The sequence below is a fragment of the Streptomyces sp. NPDC028907 genome (assembly GCF_055564995.1).
In genome coordinates this window covers 529,274-554,766 of the sequence record NZ_JBVHVE010000001.1, presented here as the reverse complement: position 1 = coordinate 554,766, position 25,493 = coordinate 529,274, and the positions used below count along the sequence as shown (strand labels likewise).

At 70.5% G+C, this 25,493-nt stretch carries 22 protein-coding genes and 1 pseudogene; 13 read left to right on the top strand and 10 right to left on the bottom strand.

What is annotated here, in order from left to right:
- Positions 1 to 65 precede the first annotated feature (65 nt).
- Entirely contained in the window at positions 66 to 1,268 is a 1,203-nt protein-coding gene (locus ACZ4UU_RS02535; RefSeq protein ID WP_468036059.1) for a bifunctional adenosylcobinamide kinase/adenosylcobinamide-phosphate guanylyltransferase, read from the bottom strand.
- Between the two features lie 115 nt (positions 1,269 to 1,383).
- Between ACZ4UU_RS02535 and ACZ4UU_RS02530 the strand changes: the two genes are divergently transcribed.
- On the top strand, positions 1,384 to 1,593 hold the full coding sequence (locus ACZ4UU_RS02530) for a hypothetical protein (protein WP_217209484.1): 210 nt from the start codon (positions 1,384 to 1,386) through the stop codon (positions 1,591 to 1,593).
- 66 nt (positions 1,594 to 1,659) lie between these two features.
- On the opposite strand, the gene ACZ4UU_RS02525 is transcribed toward ACZ4UU_RS02530, so the two are convergent.
- The 3 genes from ACZ4UU_RS02525 to ACZ4UU_RS02515 form a co-directional block, all read right to left on the bottom strand.
- Entirely contained in the window at positions 1,660 to 2,739 is a 1,080-nt protein-coding gene (locus ACZ4UU_RS02525; RefSeq protein WP_468036058.1) for a S1C family serine protease, read from the bottom strand.
- A gap of 76 nt (positions 2,740 to 2,815) precedes the next feature.
- Positions 2,816 to 3,517 carry a class I SAM-dependent methyltransferase gene (locus ACZ4UU_RS02520; protein ID WP_468036057.1) on the bottom strand — a complete coding sequence of 234 codons (702 nt, stop codon included), beginning with the start codon at positions 3,515 to 3,517 and terminating at the stop codon, positions 2,816 to 2,818.
- An 83-nt stretch (positions 3,518 to 3,600) separates the two neighbouring features.
- The gene (locus tag ACZ4UU_RS02515; RefSeq protein ID WP_468036401.1) at positions 3,601 to 4,239 is read right to left on the bottom strand and encodes a DUF3043 domain-containing protein; all 639 of its coding nucleotides are present in this window, start codon (positions 4,237 to 4,239) and stop codon (positions 3,601 to 3,603) included.
- Positions 4,240 to 4,499: 260 nt separating this feature from the next.
- Here ACZ4UU_RS02515 and ACZ4UU_RS02510 point away from each other — a divergent pair, with 260 nt between their 5' ends.
- The 5 genes from ACZ4UU_RS02510 (at position 4,500) to ACZ4UU_RS02490 (ending at position 11,016) form a co-directional block, all read left to right on the top strand.
- Positions 4,500 to 5,294 (top strand): PspA/IM30 family protein, encoded by a 795-nt coding sequence (locus ACZ4UU_RS02510; RefSeq protein WP_468036056.1) that lies wholly within the window; start codon positions 4,500 to 4,502, stop codon positions 5,292 to 5,294.
- Positions 5,295 to 5,335: 41 nt separating this feature from the next.
- Complete coding sequence (gene pspAA, locus ACZ4UU_RS02505; RefSeq protein WP_062719341.1) at positions 5,336 to 5,614, top strand: PspA-associated protein PspAA; 279 nt, start codon at positions 5,336 to 5,338, stop codon at positions 5,612 to 5,614.
- 79 nt (positions 5,615 to 5,693) lie between these two features.
- Complete coding sequence (locus ACZ4UU_RS02500) at positions 5,694 to 6,926, top strand: sensor histidine kinase (RefSeq protein WP_468036055.1); 1,233 nt, start codon at positions 5,694 to 5,696, stop codon at positions 6,924 to 6,926.
- A gap of 54 nt (positions 6,927 to 6,980) precedes the next feature.
- On the top strand, positions 6,981 to 7,664 hold the full coding sequence (locus ACZ4UU_RS02495; protein ID WP_468036054.1) for a response regulator: 684 nt from the start codon (positions 6,981 to 6,983) through the stop codon (positions 7,662 to 7,664).
- Between the two features lie 178 nt (positions 7,665 to 7,842).
- Positions 7,843 to 11,016, top strand: coding sequence for an efflux RND transporter permease subunit (locus tag ACZ4UU_RS02490; RefSeq protein WP_468036053.1), 3,174 nt, complete (start codon positions 7,843 to 7,845; stop codon positions 11,014 to 11,016).
- Between the two features lie 232 nt (positions 11,017 to 11,248).
- On the opposite strand, the pseudogene ACZ4UU_RS02485 reads toward ACZ4UU_RS02490, so the two are convergent.
- Both ACZ4UU_RS02485 and ACZ4UU_RS02480 read right to left on the bottom strand, forming a co-directional pair.
- Positions 11,249 to 12,394: pseudogene (locus ACZ4UU_RS02485) on the bottom strand (RNA polymerase sigma factor).
- A complete protein-coding gene (locus tag ACZ4UU_RS02480; protein ID WP_468036052.1) occupies positions 12,387 to 12,809 on the bottom strand; it encodes a YciI family protein in 423 nt (140 codons plus the stop codon). The pseudogene ACZ4UU_RS02485 and the gene ACZ4UU_RS02480 overlap by 8 nt, the downstream one beginning before the upstream one ends.
- A 281-nt stretch (positions 12,810 to 13,090) precedes the next feature.
- On the opposite strand from ACZ4UU_RS02480, the gene ACZ4UU_RS02475 reads away from it, so the two are divergent.
- The gene (locus ACZ4UU_RS02475) at positions 13,091 to 13,831 is read left to right on the top strand and encodes a class I SAM-dependent methyltransferase (RefSeq protein ID WP_468036051.1); all 741 of its coding nucleotides are present in this window, start codon (positions 13,091 to 13,093) and stop codon (positions 13,829 to 13,831) included.
- A gap of 86 nt (positions 13,832 to 13,917) precedes the next feature.
- Here ACZ4UU_RS02475 and nadA read toward each other — a convergent pair whose 3' ends face one another.
- Entirely contained in the window at positions 13,918 to 15,102 is a 1,185-nt protein-coding gene (gene nadA, locus ACZ4UU_RS02470; RefSeq protein WP_217209465.1) for a quinolinate synthase NadA, read from the bottom strand.
- A gap of 329 nt (positions 15,103 to 15,431) precedes the next feature.
- Between nadA and ACZ4UU_RS02465 the strand changes: the two genes are divergently transcribed.
- Positions 15,432 to 15,788, top strand: a complete 357-nt coding sequence (locus tag ACZ4UU_RS02465; protein ID WP_031487357.1) for an iron-sulfur cluster assembly accessory protein — start codon at positions 15,432 to 15,434, stop codon at positions 15,786 to 15,788.
- 94 nt (positions 15,789 to 15,882) lie between these two features.
- Here the strand turns inward: ACZ4UU_RS02465 and ACZ4UU_RS02460 are convergent, their stop codons facing one another.
- Positions 15,883 to 17,655, bottom strand: coding sequence for a hypothetical protein (locus tag ACZ4UU_RS02460; protein ID WP_468036050.1), 1,773 nt, complete (start codon positions 17,653 to 17,655; stop codon positions 15,883 to 15,885).
- A 154-nt stretch (positions 17,656 to 17,809) separates the two neighbouring features.
- Complete coding sequence (locus ACZ4UU_RS02455) at positions 17,810 to 18,019, bottom strand: hypothetical protein (protein ID WP_468036049.1); 210 nt, start codon at positions 18,017 to 18,019, stop codon at positions 17,810 to 17,812.
- A gap of 131 nt (positions 18,020 to 18,150) precedes the next feature.
- Here ACZ4UU_RS02455 and ACZ4UU_RS02450 point away from each other — a divergent pair, with 131 nt between their 5' ends.
- The gene (locus ACZ4UU_RS02450) at positions 18,151 to 19,125 is read left to right on the top strand and encodes a carbohydrate kinase family protein (RefSeq protein WP_468036048.1); all 975 of its coding nucleotides are present in this window, start codon (positions 18,151 to 18,153) and stop codon (positions 19,123 to 19,125) included.
- A 135-nt stretch (positions 19,126 to 19,260) separates the two neighbouring features.
- Here ACZ4UU_RS02450 and ACZ4UU_RS02445 read toward each other — a convergent pair whose 3' ends face one another.
- Positions 19,261 to 20,637: an aminotransferase class V-fold PLP-dependent enzyme gene (locus ACZ4UU_RS02445; RefSeq protein WP_468036047.1), complete on the bottom strand. Its 1,377-nt coding sequence runs from the start codon at positions 20,635 to 20,637 to the stop codon at positions 19,261 to 19,263.
- A 287-nt stretch (positions 20,638 to 20,924) separates the two neighbouring features.
- Here ACZ4UU_RS02445 and ctaC point away from each other — a divergent pair, with 287 nt between their 5' ends.
- The 4 genes from ctaC (at position 20,925) to ACZ4UU_RS02425 (ending at position 25,411) form a co-directional block, all read left to right on the top strand.
- Positions 20,925 to 21,890, top strand: a complete 966-nt coding sequence (gene ctaC, locus ACZ4UU_RS02440; protein WP_468036046.1) for an aa3-type cytochrome oxidase subunit II — start codon at positions 20,925 to 20,927, stop codon at positions 21,888 to 21,890.
- Positions 21,887 to 23,623: an aa3-type cytochrome oxidase subunit I gene (gene ctaD, locus ACZ4UU_RS02435; protein WP_468036045.1), complete on the top strand. Its 1,737-nt coding sequence runs from the start codon at positions 21,887 to 21,889 to the stop codon at positions 23,621 to 23,623. Before ctaC ends, ctaD begins: the two co-directional genes overlap by 4 nt.
- On the top strand, positions 23,620 to 24,018 hold the full coding sequence (locus ACZ4UU_RS02430; protein ID WP_468036044.1) for a cytochrome c oxidase subunit 4: 399 nt from the start codon (positions 23,620 to 23,622) through the stop codon (positions 24,016 to 24,018). The genes ctaD and ACZ4UU_RS02430 overlap by 4 nt, the downstream gene beginning before the upstream one ends.
- A gap of 130 nt (positions 24,019 to 24,148) precedes the next feature.
- The gene (locus ACZ4UU_RS02425) at positions 24,149 to 25,411 is read left to right on the top strand and encodes a L,D-transpeptidase (RefSeq protein WP_468036043.1); all 1,263 of its coding nucleotides are present in this window, start codon (positions 24,149 to 24,151) and stop codon (positions 25,409 to 25,411) included.
- The last annotated feature ends 82 nt before the right edge of the window (positions 25,412 to 25,493 follow it).

The window sequence follows — 25,493 nt, the reverse complement described above, 5'->3', positions numbered from 1 at the left end:
GCGCGATCAACCACGACGCAGCCGCTGACGCACGACGACAAAGCGCGGCACTCTCATAGGCGCACTCAGCCACGAAGTACGAGCGCCTGCCCCGCCACCACCAGCACCACCTGCTCGCACTCCGAGGCGAACGCGGCATTCAGCCGCCCCAACTCATCCCGGTACCGCCGCCCCGACGCGGTGGCCGGCACAATCCCCGACCCCACCTCATTCGACACGGCGACAACAGTCCGCCGAGTCCCCCGCACCGCCTCCGTAAGCTCCCGCACCCGCTCCCGCAGAGCCTTCTCCCCACCCTCCGCCCACACCGCGTCGTCCCACGCCCCGACGGAGTCCATCGCATCCGTCAGCCAAAGGGACAGACAGTCGATCAACAACGGCGCCCCACCCTCGGAGAGCAACGGCACCAGATCGCACGTCTCGGCCGTACGCCACGACCCAGGCCGCCGCTCCCGGTGCACCGCGACCCGCGCCGCCCACTCCGTGTCCCCGCCCCGCGTGCCTCCGGTCGCCACGTACAGCACGTCCGGAAACGCCTCCAGCCGACGCTCCGCCTCCACCGACTTCCCCGACCGGGCGCCGCCCAGCACCAGTGTCCGGCGCGGCACGTCCGGCACGTCCTCGTACGCCCCCACCACCAGCGTCGTCCCGTCCGGCACCGCCCGCGCCCCCGCCGCGGCCAGCCGTCGCCGCAGCTCGGCCCCCGGCGGAGCGTCGTGGTCCAGATGTACGGCGACGACATCCGTGGTCGGCCCGAGCGCCCCCACCGCCCGCAGCTTGGCCAGCGCGTCCGGCCGCCCCACGACATCGGCGACCACCATGTCGTACATGCCGACGGCTCCGCTCTCCAGCCCGGCCGGCGCACCACCCGGCGGCAGATACAGCAGCCGCTGCCCGTCCGGACCGGTCACCGCGTACCCCGTGCCCGGCGAATCCATCGCCACCGCCCGCACCCGATGCCCCGTCAGCAGCGCCAACTCCCGCCCGTCCGGTACCCGCCCGGGCTGCGGAACCCCGGCCGGCACCTCGACGGCGGGCCCGTCGTGCGGATGCGACAACAGCACCTGCCGTACGTTCCCCAGCGAACGTCCGGCGCGGGCGGCCGCGAACGCCGCACCGGGCGTCAGATCCAGCAACAGCGCCCCGTCCACGAGCAGCGCGGTCGCGGCCCGCGCATCACCGCCGAGGGCGCTCGCGCACGCCGCGCACGGACAGTCGGGGCGGGGGAGTCCCGCGGGGGCACCGGTGCCGAGGAGAGTCAGTTCCACGCACTGATTTTCGCCGCTCGCCGCTCGTCCCGCGTGATGGAGGCCCCCTAAGGAGCAGACGCACACGAACCGCATACGCTGGTGCACTCAACGTGCTGACACCTTGGAGGCGTACATGGCGGCATGGACGTGGCGGTTCGAGAAGGCCGACGGGGCGGAGGTCCAGCCCGCGGTGCAGCCCGAGGAGTTCACCACCCAGGGGGACGCCGAGTCATGGATCGGGGAGCACTGGAAGGCACTTCAGGAGGGCGGCGCGGACCAGGTGCGCCTGTTCGAGGACGCCAGCGAGATCTACGGCCCGATGAGCCTGCACGCCGAGGCATGAGCCGAGGGGCGAGGGCGGCCGTACGCCCTCGCCCCGCTCCCTCGCCCACTGCCCCTCCCTCTCCCGTCACTGCTCACCCAGCGTCACATCCACCTTCTTCTCACTGCCGTTGCGGGTGTACGTCACCGCCGTCCGCTCACCCGGCTTCTCGCCGGCCAGTGCCTCGGCCAGGGACGTGATGGTGGTGATGTCCTCGTCACCCAGCCGGGTGATGATGTCCCCGCGCTGCAGACCGGCCCGGTCGGCCGCCCCGCCCGCCAGTACCTCGACGACGGCCACGCCCGCCGCCTGGTAGTCGTCGTTCACGACGGTACGGCCGGTGATGCCGAGCGCCGCCCGGCCCGAGTCGGTGACCCTGCCGTCCTCGATGATCTGGTCGGCGATCGACTTCACCGTGGACGCCGGGATCGCGAACCCGATGCCGGGCGCCGCGCCCTCCCCGAGGCCCGGGTCGACGGCGGCCAGGGTCGGGATGCCGATGACCTGGCTGTCGAGGTTCACCAGGGCACCACCGCTGTTGCCGGGGTTGATGGCGGCCGACGTCTGCACCATGTTGGCGATCGTCGCGCCCGTCCCCCCGTTGCCGCTGCCCTCGGTGACGGTCCGTCCGGTCGCCGAGACGATGCCCTGGGTCACGCTGGACGACAGCCCGAGCGGCGAGCCCATGGCCAGCACGATCTGCCCGACCGCCACCTTCGACGAGTCCCCGAACTCCGCCGCCTTCAGCCCGCCCGGCGCCTTGTCCAGCTTGATGACGGCCAGGTCCTGCTCCGGGTACGAGGAGACGAGCCGCGCGGTGAGCTCGTCCTCGCTGTTGGCGGTCGTCACCCGGAACGTCCGCTCGTCCCCGACGACGTGCGCGTTGGTGACGATGTGCCCCTGGCCGTCGTAGACCACACCCGACCCCAGGTCGTTCCTGGCCTGGATCTGCACGACCGACGGCAGGACGTCCTCGATCACCTGCAGATAGCCGTCCTGGAGGTCGTCGACCGCGCCGACCGCCTTCGGTACGGCCGCCTGCCGCGTCGAGTCCTCCCTCTCGCGGGTCGCCGAGGAGGCGGAACACGCGGAGAGCAGGCCGAGACAGCAGACGAGGACGGCGACCGCGACGGCCGGACGCCGGGCACGGGAACGGCGAGCATCCATGCCCCGAGTCTCACCGCGGGGCCGGGACGCGGCCCGTCCTGCTCACCCGAACGGGATCGAACGGGGGCGAACGGGCTCAGCCGCGCACCCCGCACAGGTGCAGCAGGGCCGCCACACCGCGATAGGGATCCGTCTTCCCGGCCCGCTCCTCGACCGCCAGCAGCGTCTCCACGTCCGCCGGGATCTCCGTCCCGTCGGCCGCCGTGTCGGTGAACACCCGCACCCCGTACCAGGCGTGCAGCGGCGCCGCGATCCCCGCGAGCGTCGCCGTCAGGTCCGCCAGCCGGTCGGCCCGCACGTCGAGCCCCAGCCGGTTCCGGTACGCGGTCGTGTCGAAGGCGGCCAGCGTCCCCGCCCAGTCCCTGGACAGTCCCGGCCGCATCGCCAGGGCGTCGCCGTTACGCACGAGCAGCGACAGCAGTCCGCCCGGGGCGAGCATCCGCGCCAGTCCGGCCAGCAGCGGGTCGGGCTCCTGGATGTACATCAGCACGCCGTGGCACAGCACGACGTCGAAGCTGCCCGGCAGAAAGTGGACGCCGGTGTCGCGTCCGTCGCCCTGGACGATACGCACCCGCTCCCGGATCCCCTCCGGCTCACCGGCGAGCTCCTCGCGGGCCGTCGCGATCATCTTCGGGTCCTGCTCGACGCCGGTCACCTGATGCCCGGCCCGGGCCAGCCGCAGGGCCTGCGTGCCCTGGCCCATCCCCACGTCGAGCACCCGCAGCCGCTGCCCGACCGGGAACCGCCCGGCTATCTGCTCGTCGAGCTGCCGCCCCACCAGCTCCTGCCGTACGACATCACGCAGCCCGCCCAGTTTGCTGAGCCACGCGTCGGCGGCACCCCCCGAAAAAGCAGTAGCGCTCAGGGCCGCTCTCCGCGCTTGACCTGAGGCTTCGGCAGCCGGAGCCGGCGCATCTGGAGGGAGCGCATCAGCGCGTAGGCGACAGCGCCGCGCCGGTTGGTGTCCGGGAAGCGCTCGGCGAGCCGCTTCTTCAGCCGGAAGCCGGTGACCACCGAGTCCAGGACGATCAGCACGATCACGACCAGCCACAACAGCAGCGCGATGTTCTGCAGCGCGGCCACGCGCACGATGCTCAGCGCGAGGATGACCACGGCCATCGGGAGGAAGAACTCCGCGACGTTGAAGCGCGAGTCGATGAAGTCACGCGCGAACTTGCGGACCGGGCCCTTGTCGCGGGCCGGCAGATACCGCTCGTCGCCCCCGGCCAGCGCCTGGCGCTGCTTCTCCAGCGCGGCCCGGCGCTCGTCGCGCTGCCGCTTGGCGGCCTCCTTGCGCGTCGTCGGCGTGTTGGCCACGCTGCGGCGCTGGGTCTGGGCCTCACTGCGCTTGGGCGTGGGGCGGCCCTTCGGGGCCTCGGGGTGGCGGGTCTGAGTGGAGTCGGTCACCAGCGCCTTGTCGGCGTCCTGGGCCTTCTCTTCCTTGGCACGGCTACGGAACACAAAACCCAAGGGTACGGGGTGCCAGGGGTTGGACCCCAGCCCCGTGGGGAACGATCCGGCAACACCAGTCGTCGTAGGGGGACAGAGGGGACGTTGCAGACGGTTCGTCCTCAGGCCGCGGAGTCACCCGGCAGCCACCCGGGGGTCACCTACTCCTTACGCCGGAGCAGGAGCGTCAGCAGTCGTCCTTGGGGATGAGCGCATCCGTCCCCGAACAGTGCGTCAATGGATGCAGGGCCCGTACTGTGGGTTCTGTCGCAGAGCTGGAGCTGGACGTCAGAAGGGGGCGCGCGAAGCCCATGAGCGGTGTCATGAAGCGTATGGGGATGATCTTCCGCGCGAAGGCGAACAAGGCCCTTGACCGGGCCGAGGACCCGCGCGAGACCCTCGATTACTCGTACCAGAAGCAGCTGGAGCTGCTCCAGAAGGTCCGCCGCGGCGTCGCCGACGTGGCCACCTCGCGCAAGCGCCTGGAACTCCAGCTCAACCAACTCCAGCAGCAGTCGTCGAAGCTGGAGGACCAGGGCCGCAAGGCGCTCGCGCTGGGCCGCGAGGACCTGGCCCGCGAGGCGCTCTCGCGCCGCGCCGCCCTCCAGCAGCAGGTGACGGATCTGGAGACCCAGCACGCGACCCTCCAGGGCGAGGAGGAGAAGCTCACCCTGGCGGCCCAGCGCCTCCAGGCCAAGGTCGACGCCTTCCGCACCAAGAAGGAGACGATCAAGGCCACGTACACCGCGGCCCAGGCCCAGACCCGCATCGGCGAGGCCTTCTCCGGCATCTCGGAGGAGATGGGCGACGTCGGCCTGGCGATCCAGCGCGCCGAGGACAAGACGGCCCAGCTCCAGGCCCGGGCCGGTGCCATCGACGAACTCCTCGCCTCGGGCGCCCTCGACGACCAGTCCGGCATGCACAAGGACGACATCCAGGCCGAGCTGGACCGGCTCTCCGGTGGTACGGATGTAGAGCTGGAACTGCAGCGCATGAAGGCGGAGCTGGCGGGCGGCTCGTCCTCGCAGCAGGCGATCGAGGGCGGCAACGGCCAGTCGCAGTCCCAGCAGCAACCGAAGGACACCCCGCGCTTCGACAAGCAGTAGCCGACGGGCGGGGCCCACGCCGAGGAGGCGAGATGGGCGACATGATCGTCCGGATCATGGGCGAGGGGCAGGTGAAGCTGTCCGACAGTCACCTGCCCGAGCTGAACAAGCTCGACGACGAGCTCCTGACGGAGATGGAGAACGGCGACGGCCCCGGCTTCCGCCGCACCCTCACCGCCCTCCTCTCCAAGGTCCGAGAACTGGGCGACCCCCTTCCCGACGACTCCCTGGAACCCTCGGAACTGATCCTGCCGTCGCCGGACGCGACGCTGGAGGAGGTCCGGGAGCTGCTGAGCGACGACGGCCTGATCCCGGGTTGACCGGAACGGGGGTCCGGGGGCGGCAGCCCCCAGTCGACGCGCACCGCAACGCCGGGCACACACCACAAGGAACCTCCAGTTGGCCCCCGTTCCAAGCCCCGCAGGGACCCGCCTGCGGCGACACCTCAAGGCGCACCCCATGGCGCTGGACGCGGCGCTCGCGGTCGCCGTGCTGGCCTGCATGGTCGCCGGCTCCTTCGTGGACCCGCACGGGAAGAACGAGGTCACCTGGGCCCTGCGCACCCCCGACGCGCTCAGCCTCGTGCTCATCACCCTCGGTGCCGCGGCCCTTGTCTTCCGCCGCCGCGCCCCCATGACGGTCCTCGCCCTCACCGGCACCGCCTCCGTGGTCGAGTCCGTCACCGGCGACCCCCGCGCCCCCGTCGCCATGTCCGCGGTCATCGCCCTGTACACCGTCGCCTCGACCACCGACCGCCCCACCACTTGGCGCGTCGGCCTGCTCACCATGACCGTGCTGACCGGCTCCGCGATGCTCGCCGGCCCCCTGCCCTGGTACGCCCAGGAGAACCTCGCCATCTTCGCCTGGACCGGCATCGGCGCCACCGCGGGCGACGCGGTCCGCAGCCGGCGCGCCTTCGTCGCAGCCATCCGCGAACGCGCCGAACGCGCCGAACGCACCCGTGAGGAGGAGGCCCGCCGCCGCGTCGCCGAGGAGCGTCTGCGGATCGCCCGGGACCTGCACGACGTCGTCGCCCACCACATCGCCCTCGTCAACGTCCAGGCCGGCGTCGCCTCCCACGTCATGGACAAGCGCCCCGACCAGGCCAAGGAGGCCCTGGCCCACGTACGCGAGGCCAGCCGCTCGGCGCTCAACGAACTCCGCGCGACGGTCGGCCTGCTCCGGCAGTCCGGCGACCCCGAGGCCCCCACCGAACCCGCCCCCGGCCTGGACCGCCTCGACGAACTCGTCGGCACGTTCCGCAGCGCGGGCCTCCGGGTGGAGATCGCCCGCGCCGACGAGGGCACCACGCTCCCCGCCGCCGTCGACCTGGCCGCCTACCGGGTCATCCAGGAAGCCCTCACCAACGTGCAGAAACACGCGGGCCCGGAGGCGAAGGCCGAGGTCAGCGTCGTCCGCGTCGGCCCGAACGTCGAGATCACCGTCCTCGACGACGGAGCCGGCGACGACGAGGGCGCCGAGGACGGCGGCCACGGACTGCTCGGCATGCGCGAGCGCGTCACCGCCCTGCGCGGCACCCTCACCACCGGCCCCCGCTACGGAGGCGGCTTCCGCGTCCATGCGATCCTGCCGGTCAAGAGCCGCACCCGCGCCGCGGACGACGCCGAATGACAACCGAAGACGCGGGACGCCCCTGACCTCCCCCCGACAGACGAGGACCCCCGCATGACCATCCGCGTCCTGCTCGCCGACGACCAGGCTCTGCTGCGCAGCGCGTTCCGGGTGCTGGTCGACTCCGAGCCCGACATGGAGGTCGTCGCCGAGGCCGCCGACGGCGCGGAGGCGGTGCGGCTGGCCAAGGAGAAGCGGGCGGACGTCGTCCTGATGGACATCCGGATGCCCGGTACCGACGGCCTCGCCGCCACCCGCATGATCAGCGCCGACCCGTCCCTCGCCCAGGTCCGTGTCGTCATCCTGACCACCTTCGAGGTCGACGACTACGTCGTGCAGTCGCTGCGCGCCGGCGCCTCCGGCTTCCTCGGCAAGGGCTCCGAACCCGACGAACTGCTCAGCGCCATCCGGGTCGCGGCCGGCGGCGAGGCCCTGCTGTCCCCGGCCGCCACCAAGGGCCTGATCGCCCGTTTCCTCGCCCAGGGCGACGGCACGGACGACGACCGCGACCCGGCCCGCGCCGAGCGGCTCGACGCCCTCACCGTCCGCGAGCGCGAGGTCCTCGTCCAGGTCGCCGGCGGGCACTCCAACGACGAGATCGCCGAGCGCCTCCAGGTCAGTCCGCTGACCGTGAAGACGCACGTCAACCGGGCCATGTCCAAGCTGGGCGCTCGCGACCGGGCCCAGCTCGTGGTGATCGCGTACGAGTCCGGGCTGGTACGTCCAAGGGTGGAGTGACCTCGAAGCGGCGTACTGCGCCCGGAGTAGGCGCCGTATAAGGAAATGGACCTGGGGCCTACGAAACCGGGCTCCCCGATGGCTCAGGGTGTAAGGGCGGGCGCTCACTTGTGCGCACAGACGCCCCTGCCACGTCCGCTGCCCACTTCTGCCGCTCACAGAAGAGAGACCCTGACCCATGTCCTGGCTGTCGAGATTCAGCCTCGCCCAACGTGCCCTGATAGGCCTGATGTCGATCATCGCCATCGCCTTCGGAGCGATCGCGATACCTCAGCTCAAACAGCAGCTGCTGCCCTCCATCGAACTGCCCATGGTGTCCGTGCTCGCGCCGTACCAGGGCGCCGCGCCGGACGTGGTCGAGAAGCAGGTCGTCGAGCCGATCGAGGACAGCCTCGAAGCCGTCGACGGCATCACCGGCGTCACCTCGACGGCGAGCGAGGGCAACGCCCTGATCATGGCGTCCTTCGACTACGGCCCCGACACCCAGCAGCTGGTCGCCGACGTCCAGCAGGCCGTCAACCGGGCCCGCGTACAGCTCCCGGACGACGTCGACCCGCAGGTCATCGCCGGATCCACGGACGACATCCCGACCGTCGTCCTCTCCGTCACCTCCGGCCAGGACCAGCAGGCCCTGGCCGACCAGCTCGACCGGACGCTGGTGCCGGACCTGAAGGACATCGACGGCGTCGGCCAGGTCACCGTCGACGGCGTACGCGACCTCCAGGTCACCGTCACCCCGGACGACGCGAAGCTGGCGAAGGCGGGCCTGACCTCGGCGGCCCTCTCCCAGGCCCTCCAGGCCGGCGGCGCGACCGTCCCGGCCGGCTCCTTCGACGAGGACGGCAGCAACCGCACGGTCCAGGTGGGCGGTGGCTTCACCTCGCTGGGGCAGATCAAGGACCTGATGGTCACCGGCGAAGGTGCCGCGGGCGCCTCCGCGAAGAAGCCGGTCCGCCTCGGTGACGTCGCCGCCGTCCAGCAGGAGCAGGCCGCGGCCGACTCCATCACGCGCACGAACGGCAAGCCGTCCCTCGCCATCGCCGTCACGATGGACCGCGACGGCAGCGCGGTCGCGATCTCGGAAGCGGTGCAGGACAAGCTCCCGGAGATGCGTAAGGACCTCGGTGCGGGCGCCACGGTCACGGTCGTCAGCGACCAGGGCCCGGCGGTCAAGAAGTCCATCGACGGACTGACCACGGAGGGCGCCCTCGGTCTGCTCTTCGCGGTCCTCATCATCCTGGTCTTCCTGGCGTCGATCCGCTCGACGCTGGTGACCGCGGTGTCCATCCCGCTGTCGGTGGTCCTGGCCCTGATCGTGCTGTGGACCAGGGACCTCTCGCTGAACATGCTGACGCTCGGCGCGCTGACCATCGCCATCGGCCGGGTCGTCGACGACTCGATCGTGGTCCTGGAGAACATCAAGCGGCACCTCGGCTACGGCGAGGAGCGCGAGGAGGCCATCCTCAAGGCGGTCCGCGAGGTCGCCGGGGCGGTCACCTCCTCCACCCTCACCACGGTCGCCGTCTTCCTGCCGATCGGCCTGACCGGCGGCATGGTGGGCGAGCTGTTCGGCTCCTTCAGCCTGACGGTGACGGCGGCCCTGCTGGCGTCGCTGCTGGTGTCGCTGACGGTCGTCCCGGTCCTGTCGTACTGGTTCCTGCGCGCCCCGAAGGGCACCCCGGAGGACGCCGACGAGGCGCGCCGCAAGGCCGAGGAGAAGGAGGCGAGGAGCAGGCTCCAGCGTCTCTATGTCCCCGTCCTGCGGTTCGCGACCCGGCGCCGCCTCACCAGCGTGCTGCTCGCGGCCGTCGTCCTCATCGGTACGTTCGGCATGGCGCCGCTGCTGAAGACGAACTTCTTCGACCAGGGCGAGCAGGAAGTCCTCACCGTCAAGCAGGAGTTGAAGCCGGGCACCAGCCTCTCGGCCACCGACGAGCAGGCGACGAAGGTCGAGAAGCTGCTCGCCGGCACCGAGGGCGTGAAGGACTACCAGGTCACGATCGGCTCGTCCGGCTTCATGGCCGCCTTCGGCGGCGGCACCGACACCAACCAGGCGTCGTACCAGGTGATGCTGGAGGACTCGGCGTCGTACGAGGACGTGCAGGACCGTGTCGAGGCGGGCCTGAAGAAGCTCGACGGCGTCGGTACGACCACCATCGCGGCCGGTGACGGCTTCGGCGCCCAGGACCTGAGCGTCGTCGTGAAGGCGGCCGACGGGGACGTGCTGCGCAAGGCGGCCGAGCAGGTCCGCGAGGCGGTGGCCGGCCTGGACGACGTCACGGACGTGACCAGCGACCTGGCGCAGAGCGTGCCGCGTATCTCGGTGAAGGCCAACGACAAGGCGGCCGCGGCCGGCTTCAACGACCAGACCCTCGGGATGGCCGTCGGCCAGGCGGTCCGCGGCAACACCGCGGCCCGCGCGACCCTCGACGACACCGAGCGGGACGTCGTCATCAGGTCCGCCAAGCCGGCGACGACGCTGAAGCAGCTTCAGGACCTGTCCCTGGGCAGGGTGAAGCTGGGTGACATCGCCGAGGTGAAGCTGGTGGACGGGCCGGTCTCGATGACCCGCATCGACGGCCAGCGCGCCGCCACCATCACGGCGAAGCCGACCGGTGACAACACCGGCGCGGTCAGCGCGGACCTCCAGGCAAAGATCAAAGAGCTGACGCTCCCGGCGGGCGCGACGGCGTCGATCGGCGGTGTCTCCGAGGACCAGGACGAGGCGTTCGCCAACCTGGGCCTGGCGATGCTGGCGGCCATCGCGATCGTGTTCATGCTGCTGGTGGCGACCTTCCGTTCGCTGATCCAGCCGCTGATCCTGCTCGTGTCGATCCCGTTCGCTGCGACCGGCGCGATCGGCCTCCTGGTGGCGACCGGCACTCCGATGGGCGTCCCCGCGATGATCGGCATGCTGATGCTGATCGGCATCGTGGTGACCAACGCGATCGTGCTGATCGACCTGATCAACCAGTACAGGCGGCAGGGCTACGGCGTCGTGGAGGCGGTGATCGAGGGTGGCCGGCACCGGCTGCGGCCCATCCTGATGACCGCGCTGGCGACGATCTTCGCGCTGCTGCCCATGGCCCTGGGTGTCACCGGCGAGGGCGGCTTCATCGCCCAGCCGCTGGCCGTGGTCGTCATCGGCGGTCTGATCACCTCGACCCTGCTGACCCTGCTCCTCGTCCCGACGCTGTACGCGATGGTGGAGCTCCGCAAGGAGCGCCGGGCGAAGAAGCGGGCGGCGAAGAGGGCGAAGAAGGCGGGCGTCCCGGACGAGCCGACGTCGGGTTCGGCCTCGGGGCCGGGTTCGGGTTCGGCGTCTGACGAGCCGGAACCGGCCGGGGTCTGATGTCCGGCGTGACAATCCGCACGACCTGAGCAGAAGCGGCCGGCCCGTCCCGGGAGAAACCCCGGGACGGGCCGGCCGTTTTCCCGGACCAGCCCAGGACCGTCGCGCCGCCCCGCATTGCGCCGCCGCGCACTGCGTCGCCCACAGCTGGCCGTCCGGCCAGGGCTCGCGGCCGGGCGGCCGCGGGCCGCGTCCCGGCCCGGGGTGACGCCACGGGAGTGCGCGCCGGCTGTCAGCGACGGCGACGGGTGTTGAGCCGGGCGGCCTGGCGTGTCAGGTAGTCGCGTTCGGCGAGGCCGGGTGCCTTCCGGGCCGCCTCGGCGTACAGCCGTGCCGCCGTCGCCAGGTCGCCGTCGCGTTCGTGGAGGTACGCCGCCGCCGCGGTGTGCCGGGGCAGCGAGTCGTCCAGCGCCGCGAGCGCGGCCAGCCCGGCGCGCGGCCCGTCGGCCTCGCCCACGGCCACCGCCCGGTTGAGGCGGACGACCGGGCTGTCGGTGAGGCGCGCGAGCTCGTCGTACCACTCGACGATCTGCACCCAGTCGGTCTCCTCGGCACTGAGCGCGTCGGCGTGCAGGGCCGCGATGGCGGCCTGGGCCTGGAACTCGCCGAGCCGGTCCCGGGCGAGGGCCGCCTGGAGGATCCGGACGCCCTCGGCGATCGACGCGGTGTCCCACCGGCCGCGGTCCTGCTCGGCGAGCGGCACCAGGCTGCCGTCGGGCGCGGTCCGGGAGGCGCGTCGGGCGTGGTGCAGCAGCATGAGGGCGAGCAGCCCCGCCACCTCGGGGTGGTCGATCGCGGCCGCGAGTTGCCGGGTGAGCCGGATGGCCTCGGCGGCGAGGTCGACATCGCCGGAGTAGCCCTCGTTGAAGACCAGGTAGAGCACGCGCAGCACGGTGGCGACGTCGCCGGGCTGGTCGAACCGTACGCCGGAGACGGTGCGCTTGGCCCGGCTGATGCGTTGCGCCATGGTCGCCTCGGGCACGAGGTAGGCCTGGGCGATCTGCCGGGTGGTGAGTCCGCCGACGGCACGCAGCGTCAGCGCGACCGCGGACGACGGGGTCAGCGAAGGGTGGGCGCACAGGAAGTAGAGCTGGAGCGTGTCGTCCACGTCGGGCGCGGGCCCGGGCGTCGGCTCCTCGTCGACCAGGTCCTCGCGCCGGCGGCGGGCGCTGTCCGCCCGGGCCTGGTCGAGGAACTTGCGTCAGGCCACGGTGACCAGCCAGCCCTTCGCATCACGCGGCGGATCGGCCGGCCACACCCGCACGGCCTCGACCAGCGCGTCCTGCACGGCGTCCTCGGCCGCCGCGAAGTCGGCTCCGCGGCGGACGAGGATCGTGAGCACGCTCGGGGTGAGGCTGCGCAGCAGTGCCTCATCCATGGACGAGGCACTCCGGAACGGTGGGCGGCGCGGTCAGGAACGGACGCACCTCCAGCCACTCGTGGATCGGCTTCCCGCCCGCGCCCGGGGCACCCGACAGCTCCCCGGCGAGCTCGACGGCCCGCTCGTAGCTGTCGACGTCGATCACCATCCAGCCGGCGATGAGGTCCTTGGTCTCGGCGAACGGCCCGTCGGTGACCGGTGGCCGCCCCTCACCGTCGTACCGGACCCACGCCCCCTCGGGCGCGAGCGCCTGACCGTCGACGAACTCACCCGTCTTCTCCAGCCGGGCCGCGAAGTCGTTCATGTACTGCACGTGCGCCGAGATCTCCTCCGGCGTCCACTGGTCCATCGGCACGTCGTTCACGGCAGCCGGGGCGCCACGGTAGTGCTTGAGCAACAGGTACTTCGCCATGGTCTCTCTCCTCGATGCTGTGCGACCCATTCTGGTCGCGTTCACCACGGGGACGGAGCCGATACCGGGTTCTCGACATCGCGCCGGAAGTTTTTTCGGCCCACCGCACATCGAGCCCGGCGAACAGTCCGACGGACCGGCCTCCGGATCTTTGTGTCTTCTGCCAGTACGACCTTGTCCCGGCCCGCCGGAAGACTTCCCGCCACAGGCCGCGGCTTGTCCCGGGACGGGACGGTCGCGGCCCTTGGACGTGACGACGAAGCACAGGGGAGGAACCCACGATGAGCGTGCAGCAGTACGACGAGATCGGTGAGGCGTTCGAGGGCTTCAAGTCCCTGCCGTTGACGCGGTACGGAGAGGTGCCCAGCTTTCTGGGCCTGGTCGGGGACGTGCGCGGCAGGTCGGTTCTCGACCTGGCCTGCGGCACCGGGTTCTACAGCAGGGAGTTCAAGCGGCGCGGCGCCACGGATGTGCTCGGCATCGACATCTCGGGCGAAATGGTCGCCGCCGCACAGCGGTTGGAGGAGGCCGACCCGCTGGGGGTGCGCTACGAGGTGGGCGATGTGGCCGAACTGCGCGCGCTTGAGCGGCGTTTCGACATCGCCCTCGGGGTCCAGCTGCTCAACTACGCGCAGAGCATCGCCGAGCTGGAGTCGATGTGCCGCAACGTGCACCGCGGCCTGGTGCCCGGCGGCGAGTTCTTCGTGCTCGCCCAGTCGCCCGACTACCCCGGCGGCGGGCAGGCCCTGGCCAAGTACGGCTTTCTCTGCGAGCCGACCGGCGAGAAGATCGAGACCGGGCCGCGCTTCCGGGTCACGGCGCTGCTCGACCCGCCGATCTCGATCATCGGCGCCGTGCCGAGCCGCGAACTCTACGAAGCGTCTCTGCGGGCCGCCGGATTCAGCGACCTGACCTGGGTGCCCCTGGAGGTGTCCGAGGCCGGCGTGCGCGAGTTCGGCGCGGACTTCTGGGCCGACTTCCTCGCCGAGCCCCCGCTGGAGATGCTGCGCTGCCGCGCCTGAGCGGAACGGACAAGGGCGGGGCCCGACCATCACGGTCGGGCCCCGCCCTCTTGCGTACGGCGCTCGGTCGTCCGCTTCCGGCCTGGCTACGGCAGCGCCAGCATCCGTTCCAGCGCCAGCTTCGCGAACGCCTCCGTCTCCTTGTCGACCTCGATCCGGTTGACCAGGTTGCCCTCGGCCAGCGACTCCAGGGTCCAGACCAGGTGGGGGAGGTCGATGCGGTTCATGGTCGAGCAGAAGCAGACCGTCTTGTCGAGGAAGACGATCTCCTTGCCCTCGGGCGCGAAACGGTTCGCCAGGCGCCGTACGAGGTTCAGCTCGGTCCCGATGGCCCACTTGGAGCCGGCCGGGGCGGCCTCCAGGGCCTTGATGATGTACTCGGTCGAACCGACGTAGTCCGCCGCCGCCACGACCTCGTGCTTGCACTCGGGGTGCACCAGGACGTTCACGCCCGGGATCCGTTCGCGGACGTCGTTCACCGAGTCCAGGCTGAAGCGGCCGTGCACCGAGCAGTGCCCGCGCCACAGGATCATCTTCGCGGCGCGCAGCTCGTCCGCCGTCAGCCCGCCGTTCGGCTTGTGCGGGTTGTAGACGACGCAGTCCTCCAGGGACATGCCCATGTCCCGGACGGCGGTGTTGCGGCCGAGGTGCTGGTCGGGCAGGAAGAGCACCTTCTCGCCCTGCTCGAACGCCCAGTCCAGGGCCCGTTTCGCGTTGGACGAGGTGCAGATCGTGCCGCCGTGCTTGCCCGTGAACGCCTTGATGTCCGCGGACGAGTTCATGTACGACACCGGCACGACCTGCTCGGCTATGCCGGCCTCGGTCAGCACGTCCCAGCACTCGGCGACCTGCTCCGCCGTCGCCATGTCGGCCATCGAGCAGCCGGCGGCGAGGTCGGGCAGGACGACCTTCTGGTCGTCGGACGTCAGGATGTCCGCGGACTCGGCCATGAAGTGCACGCCGCAGAACACGATGTACTCGGCCTCCGGGCGGGCGGCCGCGTCCCGGGCCAGCTTGAACGAGTCACCGGTCACATCCGCGAACTGGATGACCTCGTCGCGCTGGTAGTGGTGGCCGAGCACGAAGACCTTGTTCCCGAGCTTCTCCTTGGCCGCGCGGGCGCGCTCGACCAGGTCCGGGTCGGACGGCGAGGGAAGGTCGCCGGGACACTCGACGCCGCGCTCGCTCCTCGGGTCGGCCTCACGGCCGAGGAGCAGCAGGGCGAGGGGCGTCGGCTGTACGTCGAGCTCCTGGGTCTGGGCGGTGGTCACGACACGCACCCTTTCTGTTCTGCGGCTCGCCGGCACCGGAGAATCCGGACCCGGCGGGTCAAGCGGGACACCTTCATCGACCTTCTCGTCGATTTGACGCTATCTATCATAACTGGTTCACGTCAGTTTGACGATGGCCATCATGTCGATGTGACGTGAATCCCGGTGAGGGGTCGGCCTATTCCCCAAAGAGGCGTTTTCCGCTTCGCACGCCGTGTGCGAGCATGAAGAAAGACGGAAAGACAAGCGCCCGGCCCTGGAATGAATCCGCGGCCCCGCCGGTTGCACTCGTCGGCAAGCAGTCTCCGTACAACCCGGGAGAGATGTAGATGTCCGTATCGGACGAGACCAGCACCGCCACCGACGGCATCATCCTGAGTGACGCCGCCGCGGCCAAGGTCAAGGCCCTGCTCGACCAGGAAGGCCGCGACGACCTCGCGCTGCGTGTCGCCGTTCAGCCCGGTGGCTGCTCCGGCCTGCGCTACCAGCTCTTCTTCGACGAGCGCTCGCTCGACGGCGACGTCGTCAAGGACTTCGGCGGGGTCAAGGTCGTCACCGACCGCATGAGCGCCCCCTACCTGGGCGGCGCGTCCATCGACTTCGTGGACACGATCGAGAAGCAGGGCTTCACGATCGACAACCCGAACGCGACCGGCTCCTGCGCCTGCGGCGACTCCTTCAACTGAGCCGGCCCGGCCGAGCCCGGTAAGGGCCCGCCGACACGCGGAAAGGCGGCGACCCCCTCCGACGGGGCCGCCGCCTTCCTGTGTCCGCGGACCCTTACCGGGCCCCGGACGTCTGCGGTGTCGCCGGGAGCCGCGCCCCGGGCTTCTCCAGCGGGACCGCCTGGCCGTCCGTGCCCACGACCTTCCGGTCCCCGAGCGGCTCGTCCAGCTGAACGCTCCGGTGGAACAACTTGGCGATCTGGATGCACACCTGGCCCGACTGCGACGTCTCGGTCACCCGGATCGTCACCTCGTCACCGGTCTCGCTCGCCGTCACCTTGTACTCGGCGCACACCCCGCCCGTGAAGGCCACGGTCAGCTCCTTACCGTCGGCCGTGTAGCCGTCCGCCGCCACGTTCCGGATGATCGGCGACGAACTCGGCTCGTCCTTCGGCCCGCTCGGCCGCGGGGAGGCCGGTGCGGACGGCTCCTCGGACGGCGCCGACGAGACCAGGTACTCCGGGTCGATCGCCGGATACGTCACCGTGAAGCTGTCCCGCGCACCCGGCGACCGCACCTCGAACAGCCAGGACGGCACCAGCGCCTGCCGCGCCTCCACCTGGTGCGCGGCCAGCCCGAACACCGCCTTCTCGACCGTCAGGGTGTCCTTCGCCGGCGCCCCCGTCGACGCCTCCGCGCCACAGGGCGCCTCGAGCCGGTCCTTCAGCGGTACGGGACTGGCGCAGCCGCCGATCCCCATGCGGTGGCCGGTCCCCGGCGCCGCGTTCAGCAGCCCGAGCGTCCTCTCGGCGTCCAGCACCGGGTATGTGTCCCCCTTCACCGGCGCCTTCAACTGGCCGCTGCCGCCGACCACCTCACCCTGGGCGCTCACCGTCACCCCGGTCGTCCAGCCGTACGTGGGCAGCCCGCCCACCACGGGATCGGCGTTCACCACCCGCTGGGCGCCCATGAGCTGGCTCGCGTCGAGTTTCGCGTCGTCCTGGCCCACCGCCTTGAGCACCGGCGCGGCGGCCTTCTTCGCGGCGGCCTCGCTCACCGGGTCGTCGGTCGGCCCGGTGGGGTCCTGGCGGCAGACGGTGGTGCTCTCGCAGTTGTCGGTGCCGGGGGAGTACCGGGAGAACGTCCAGGTCCCCGGCGCCTGCTTGTTCACCTGGAGACTGGGCCCCGCCCCGTCCGTGGCGCCGACCCGCCAGGTCTCCCCCTGCGCGACCGGCTTCCCGTCCACCCCGAGCGCCTCGGCCAGCCGGGCCACCTCGGCCGCGCCGACCTCGCCGCCCGCCCGGTACACGGGCGCCGACCCGGGCCCGTCCGACAGCTCTGCGTCGACCTTGTAGGTGACGCCGTACGGGTTGGGCTCCCCGGGCGCGATGCCACCCGTACCGCCCGGACCGCGCTCGCTGTAGCCGTCGAGACGCAGCGGCGGCGGAGAGCCGCCGTCGGCCGCCCCGGACGCCGTACCACCGTCCGGCCCACCGGACGTACTCGCGGCGAGATAGGCCCCGCCGCCCCCGACGAGCAGTACGGCGGCGGCGACGGAGGCGATGATCGCGGGGGAGCGGCGCCGGGGCGCATCGGAGACATCGGCGTCTTCGCCGGCGGCGACGGCGGCGACATCAGGAGCGCCGTCGGCCGGATCCGCCCCCTCGGCGCCACCGACCTCGGCGACATGCTCGTCCCGGGTCCCGACCTCGACATCGTCCCTGGCATCGTCCTCGGAGCCGGAAACGGACGTGACGTCCTGCGAACCGCCGCCCGAAGCCTCGGCACCAGCGGCGTCCGCGTCCGCGCCCTTCTCCTGCCCGGCGACCTGCTCCTCGGCGGAGCCGTCGGCGCCCGTGTCGTCGTTCTCGGGTCGCTCGGTGTTCACCGCATCGCTCCTTCGGCTGCGCACATGTCCCATGCCCCTGACCCGACCCTGTCAAAAGAGTCGGCCTGTGGGGTCGTATCCCGCATCCCCTTTACGGGGGACGCCGATGGGACGCAGCGGGGGAGCGCGCGGTTCCCCGAACGGCGCAGTCGGCTCAGTCGCCGTAGTCCGACATCGCGTCCACCAGCCGCGCGGACCTCGGCGGCACGGTCACCCCATGGATGCGTGAAGGGGAGACGGGACGGGAAAGGACACGATCGGGAGCGGCCCAGTGAGGAGCCATCCGCGCGCAGTCACCCAGCAGGGACGCCAGGTCGACCTCCGGTTCGGCCGGAGCGGGGGCGCGGACCTCGAATTTCGTCATAGCGGCACCGTAGACACGCCGGAGCCCGCGAAGAAAGATCTACTATCGGGTAGTTCTGGCCACTTCAGAGTGCCGGTCACGCACGGTAGCGTGGACTGTCAATTCCGCCTCCCCGCAGGAGACCTCCCGCCGTGCGCATCGCAGTCACCGGCTCCATCGCCACCGACCACCTCATGACCTTCCCCGGCCGCTTCGCCGACCAGCTCGTCGCGGACCAACTGCACACGGTCTCGCTCTCCTTCCTGGTCGACAACCTCGACGTACGCCGGGGCGGCGTCGGCGCGAACATCGCCTTCGGCATGGGTCAGCTGGGCACGAACCCGATCCTGGTCGGCGCCGCGGGCTCCGACTTCGACGAGTACCGGGCCTGGCTGGACCGGCACGGCGTCGACACCGGCTCGGTCCGCATCTCCGAGACCCTGCACACCGCCCGGTTCGTCTGCACCACCGACGCCGACCACAACCAGATCGGCTCCTTCTACACCGGTGCGATGAGCGAGGCCCGCCTGATCGAGCTGAAGACCGTCGCGGACCGCGTCGGCGGCCTCGACCTGGTCCTGATCGGCGCCGACGACCCCGAGGGCATGCTCCGCCACACCGAGGAGTGCCGCGCCCGCCAGATCCCCTTCGCCGCCGACTTCTCCCAGCAGATCGCCCGCATGGACGGCGACGAGATCCGGATACTGCTGGACGGCGCGACGTACCTCTTCTCCAACGAGTACGAGAAGGGCCTCATCGAGTCCAAGACCGGCTGGACGGACGAGGAGATCCTCTCCAAGGTCGGCCACCGCGTCACGACCCTCGGATCGCGCGGCGTCCGCATCGAGCGGGCCGGCCACGACCCGATCGAGGTCGGCTGCCCCGAGGAGGAGCGCAAGGCCGACCCGACGGGTGTCGGCGACGCCTTCCGTGCGGGGTTCCTGTCGGGTCTGGCCTGGGGTGTCTCACTGGAGCGGGCCGCGCAGGTCGGGTGCATGCTGGCGACGCTCGTCATCGAGACGGTGGGGACGCAGGAGTATCAGCTGCGGCGGGGCCACTTCATGGAGCGGTTCACCAAGGCGTACGGGGACGCTGCCGCTGAGGAGGTCCGTAAGCACCTCGGCTGAGGCCGGGTGCGAGCGCGAGCGACTACGCGTCTGCCTCGGCGGGCGCGTCGTCGTGTGCGGGTGCGTGGGGGCTGGTCGCGCACACGCGGCGGTAGCCGCATATCGACACAGCCCCGCGCCCCTAGAGGCGGGCGTTCAGCTCGCCCGGCGGATCAAATACGCCGTTCCTCGTTCCGCCGGTTCCTCCCCTACGTACTCCTGCCCCCGCATCTCGCACCACGCCGGGATGTCGAGCCGGGCCGCCTCGTCATCGGCCAGTACCCGTACCAACCCCCCCACCGGCACGTCCCCGATGACCTTGGCGAGTTCGATGACGGGGATCGGGCACAGCTTGCCGAGGGAGTCCACGACCAGGACGTCGTCGCGTACGACCGTCTCGGCGGTCGGCGCGCCCAGCTTCTCCCGGACCCCGGCCACCGCGCCCGGCAGCACCTCCAGGAACCGCTCCACGTCCTGCGCGGCCGTCCCGAACGGCAACGAGACCCGCACATTCCCCTCACTCAGCACCCCCATCGCCCGCAGCACATGGCTGGGCGTCAGCGTGCTGCTCGTGCAGGACGAACCGGAGGAGACGGAGAACCCGGCGCGATCCAGCTCGTGCAGCAATGTCTCCCCGTCGACATAGAGACAGGAGAAGGTGACGATCCCGGGGAGCCGGCGCACCGGGTCGCCGACCACCTCCACGTCCGGCACCAGCCCCGGCACCTGAGCCCGGATCCGCTCCGTCAGCTCCCGCAGCCGTACCGCCTCTTGGGCCGCCTCCGCCCGCACCGCCCGCAGTGAGGCCGCCGCCGCCACGATCGCCGGGATGTTCTCGAACCCGGCAGCCCGCCCCGACTCCCGCTCGTCCGCGGGCCCTTGCGCGGCGAACCGCACGCCCTTGCGTACGACGAGCAGGCCGACGCCCGACGGCCCACCCCATTTGTGCGCACTCCCGGTCAGCACCGACCAGTCACCCTCGACGCGCCCCCACCCCAGCGACTGCGCCGCGTCCACCAGCAACGGCACCCCGGCCTCCCGGCACACCCCGGCCACCTCGGCCACCGGCTGCTCGGTCCCCACCTCGTGGTTGGCCGACTGGAGACACGCCAGCGCGGTGTCCGCCCGAAGGGCGTCCGCGTACGCGCCGGCGTTCACCGCCCCTGCCCGGTCCACAGCTACCTGCGTGACCGACCCGCCCCCGGCCGTGTGCGTGTCAGCCGCATGGAGCACAGAGGAGTGTTCGACCGCGGACACAATCAGGTGACGCCCGACCCGCCGCCGCCCGGCCAACACGCCCGCGACACCCGAATGCACGGCTCGGGTCCCGGACGAGGTGAAGACCAACTCGTCCGCCCGGCACCCCACGGCCTCGGCAGCCGCCTCCCGAGCCGCGTCCAGCAACATCCGGGCCCTACGGCCTTCCCGATACAGACGTGCGGGATCAGCCCACCCTTCATCGAGCGAGGCCTGTAGCGCCTGCCGGGCCACAGGATGAAGCGGAGCACTGGAAGCAGCGTCGAAGTAAGCCACATGGCAACGCTAAACGTCCGGTCACCGCAACGCCCTGAAGGGGCGCGCGACAGTGACATCAGCGGCTCCGCCGCGGGGCGCGACCAGCCCAAAATCACCCGCAGCCGCCAAACAAGCGAACCACCCCACCCCATAGGCACCCCTCCCCGCGAACCCCCGGAGGGCGTCGGCTAGGGTTTGGTCCGCATAAACATCCAAACCCCTGCCCGTCGCAGGGCGGCGACCGACCCGCGAGAAGGCCAGGCCGCAGCCATACCGCGCGGGCGAGACTCTCGGGAAGGCGCTACGTGAGTCCCAACGGCTCCGACCGCTCGCCGCGGCGCCCGATGCGGCGGAAGCTGCTGCAGGCAATGACCGCGGGCCTGGTCCTGGCGACAGCCACCGGTTGCTCGTACAACTGGGAAGACTTCCCCCGCCTTGGTATGCCCACCCCGACCACGGAAGAGGCTCCGCGGATCCTCTCCCTGTGGCAGGGGTCCTGGGCGGCTGCGCTCGCCGTCGGCGTGCTCGTGTGGGGTCTGATCCTGTGGAGCGCCATGTTCCACCGGCGCAGCCGCACCAAGGTCGAGGTTCCCCCGCAGACCCGGTACAACATGCCGATCGAGGCGCTGTACACGGTGGTCCCGCTCATCATCGTCTCGGTCCTCTTCTACTTCACGGCCCGCGACGAGTCGAAGCTCCTCGAGCTCAAGGACAAGCCCGACGTCACGATCAACGTCGTCGGCTTCCAGTGGAGCTGGGCCTTCAACTACGTCGAGCCCGTCGAGGGTTCCAGCGGCGACGCGAAGACGGCCAAGGAACTGGCCGCGATCCCGGACCGCTTCAAGGAAGACTTCCCGGCGAACGCCGGCGGCGTCTACGACGCGGGCACCCCGGGCACGCGGAACCCGCAGACGGGCAACCCGGGCCCCACCCTGTGGCTGCCCAAGGGCAAGACGGTCCGCTTCGTCCTCACCTCGCGTGACGTCATCCACTCCTTCTGGGTGGTGCCGTTCCTGATGAAGCAGGACGTCATCCCGGGCCACACCAACGCCTTCGAGGTGACCCCCAACAAGGAGGGCACCTTCCTGGGCAAGTGCGCCGAGCTGTGCGGCGTCGACCACTCCCGGATGCTGTTCAACGTGAAGGTCGTCTCCCCCGAGCGCTACGAGCAGCACCTCAAGGACCTCGCGAAGAAGGGGCAGACCGGTTACGTTCCCGCCGGCATCGCGCAGACGAGCCACGAGAAGAACCGGGAGACGACAAACCTGTGAGCATCCTCAACGAACCCCAGGGTGCCGCCGCAGCTGAGGACTCGTACGAGAACGAGCTGCCGGTTCGGCGCCGGCAACCCGGCAACGTCGTGGTCAAGTGGCTCACCACCACCGACCACAAGACGATCGGGACGCTGTACCTCGTCACGTCGTTCGCGTTCTTCGTGATCGGTGGCGTGATGGCGCTGCTCATGCGCGCCGAGCTGGCCCGTCCGGGCCTGCAGATCATGTCGAACGAGCAGTTCAACCAGGCGTTCACGATGCATGGCACGATCATGCTGCTGATGTTCGCGACGCCGCTGTTCGCGGGCTTCGCGAACTGGATCATGCCGCTGCAGATCGGCGCGCCGGACGTGGCGTTCCCCCGGCTGAACATGTTCGCGTACTGGCTGTACCTCTTCGGCTCGCTCATCGCGGTCGGCGGGTTCCTCACCCCGCAGGGTGCGGCCGACTTCGGCTGGTTCGCCTACAGCCCGCTGTCGGACGCCGTCCGCAGCCCGGGCATCGGCGCCGACATGTGGATCATGGGTCTGGCCTTCTCCGGCTTCGGCACCATCCTCGGCTCGGTCAACTTCATCACCACGATCATCTGCATGCGCGCCCCCGGCATGACCATGTTCCGCATGCCGATCTTCGTGTGGAACGTGCTGCTGACCGCGGTCCTGGTCCTGCTCGCCTTCCCCGTCCTCGCGGCGGCGCTCTTCGCGCTGGAGGCGGACCGCAAGTTCGGTGCCCATGTCTTCGACTCGGCCAACGGCGGAGCCTTGCTGTGGCAACACCTCTTCTGGTTCTTCGGCCATCCAGAGGTGTACATCATCGCGTTGCCGTTCTTCGGCATCATCAGTGAGGTCATCCCGGTCTTCTCCCGCAAGCCGATGTTCGGCTACATGGGTCTGATCGCGGCGACCATCGCCATCGCGGGTCTGTCCGTGACGGTGTGGGCGCACCACATGTACGTCACCGGAGGCGTCCTCCTACCGTTCTTCTCCTTCATGACGTTCCTCATCGCCGTACCGACAGGCGTGAAGTTCTTCAACTGGATCGGAACGATGTGGAAGGGCTCGTTGTCCTTCGAGACACCGATGCTCTGGGCGACCGGCTTCCTGATCACCTTCACCTTCGGTGGTCTGACCGGTGTCATCCTCGCCTCGCCGCCGATGGACTTCCACGTCTCCGACTCGTACTTCGTGGTGGCGCACTTCCACTACGTCGTCTTCGGCACCGTCGTCTTCGCGATGTTCTCCGGCTTCCACTTCTGGTGGCCGAAGATGACCGGCAAGATGCTCGACGAGCGCCTGGGCAAGATCACGTTCTGGACGCTGTTCATCGGCTTCCACGGCACCTTCCTGGTCCAGCACTGGCTGGGCGCGGAGGGCATGCCGCGGCGTTACGCGGACTACCTCGCGGCCGACGGCTTCACCGCCCTGAACACGATCTCGACGATCAGCTCGTTCGTGCTCGGCGCGTCGCTGCTGCCGTTCTTCTACAACGTGTGGAAGACCGCCAAGTACGGCAAGAAGATCGAGGTCGACGACCCGTGGGGCTACGGCCGCTCGCTCGAGTGGGCCACGTCCTGCCCGCCGCCGCGGCACAACTTCCTCACCCTGCCGCGGATTCGCTCCGAATCCCCGGCGTTCGACCTGCACCACCCTGAGATCGCCGCCCTCGACCAGCTCGAGAACGCTCCTCACGGTGAGAAGGCCCTCGCTGGTGGCAAGGAGGCCGGCAAGTGAAGATCCAGGGCAAGATGTTCATCTGGCTGAGCGTCTTCATCCTCGCCATGGCGGTCGTCTATGGCGTGTGGTCGAAGGAGCCGGCCGGCACGACGGCCCTCTTCCTGGCCTTCGGTCTGTCCATCATGATCGGCTTCTACCTGGGCTTCACGGCCCGGCGGGTCGACACGGGCGCCCAGGACAACAAGGAAGCGGACGTCGCGGACGACGCCGGCGAGGTCGGGTTCTTCAGCCCGCACAGCTGGCAGCCGCTCTCCCTCGCGATCGGAGGCGCCCTCGCCTTCCTGTCGATCGCGATCGGCTGGTGGCTGATGTACTTCTCGGCGCCGATGATCCTCATCGGCATCTGGGGCTGGGTCTTCGAGTACTACCGCGGTGAGAACCGCACCCAGTAGCACGAGCTGAGCTCACAGGAGCCCGGACACTCCGCCAGGAGAGTCCGGGCTCCCGCTTTTGCAGCAACGGGCGTCACCCGTACGCCCTATCCGGCGCGCCGTGGGTGACATGGCTTCCTAGCGTGAGGCCATGAGCCAAACACCGCGCAAGAGCACCGTCATAGGCTGCTCGCTGCTGCTGATAGCGATAGGCGCCGGCGCAGCCGGATGCAGCAGCGACGGCAACCCGCTGTCCGCCGAGCCCTACGACGCGGCCGACCAGATCGCCTTCAACGGCCCCACGGGCGACGGGCAGAAGGCCGACCCCGACAAGCCCCTGGAGATCACCGCAGAGGACTCCGACGGCCGCATCACGGACGTCACCGCCAGGGACGCCGCAGGACGCTATGTCGCGGGCGAACTCTCCGCCGACGGCACTCGCTGGCACAGCACCTCCCCGCTGGCCGCCAACGCCCGCTACACGGTCCGCGTGAGCACCGAGGACGAGGACGGCGCCCCCGGCCGCAAGGTCCTCACCTTCGACACCAGCAAGCCGACCAGCAACAAGCACCTGACGGTGACCTTCGGCCCCAAGGCGGGCACCTACGGCGTGGGCCAGCCCGTCACGGCCGAACTGAGCCAGCCCGTCAAGGACAACAACCAGCGCGCGACGGTCGAGCGGGCCCTGAAGGTCGAGTCCACCCCCTCCGTCGAGGGCACCTGGCACTGGGTGAGCGACAAGGAACTCCACTACCGCCCCCAGGAGTACTGGCCCGCCGGCGCCACCATCCAGGCCCGGAGCAACCTCGAGGGCATCAAGATCAGCGACCGCCTCCGGGGCGGCAAGGTCAAGCCCCTGCGGATCACCATCGGCGACCAGGTCATCGCCGTCACCGACGCCGCGACCCACCAGCTGACCCTCTACCGCAACGGCGAGGAGGTCCGCTCGATCCCGGTCACGACCGGCAAGCCCGGCTTCGAGACCCGCAACGGCGTCAAGGTCGTACTGGGCAAGGAGTACTTCGTACGTATGCGCAGCACCAGCATCGGCATCTCCGCGGGCTCCTCCGAGTCGTACGACCTGCCCGTCTACTACGCCACCCGCGTGACCTGGAGCGGCGAATACGTCCACGCCGCCCCCTGGTCCGTCGGCTCCCAGGGCTACGCCAACGTCAGCCACGGCTGCACCGGCATGAGCACCGCCAACGCCGCCTGGTTCTTCGAGAACATCCGCGAGGGCGACATCGTCAAGGTCATCAACTCGTACGGCAACACGATGGAACCGTTCGGCAACGGCTTCGGCGACTGGAACCTCGAGTGGAAGAACTGGCGCAACGGCAGCGCCCTGGTGGGCGGCACCCCGGAGGGCCCGAGCCCGTGGGAGAAGGCAAGACTGAGGCCGCAGAACGTCTGAACGCCTTCAGGGCAGCGCCCTCAGGGGCGCGGGGAACCGCGCGACCAGCCACAACAGGCCCGCAGCCGCCCGCGAACCGCGA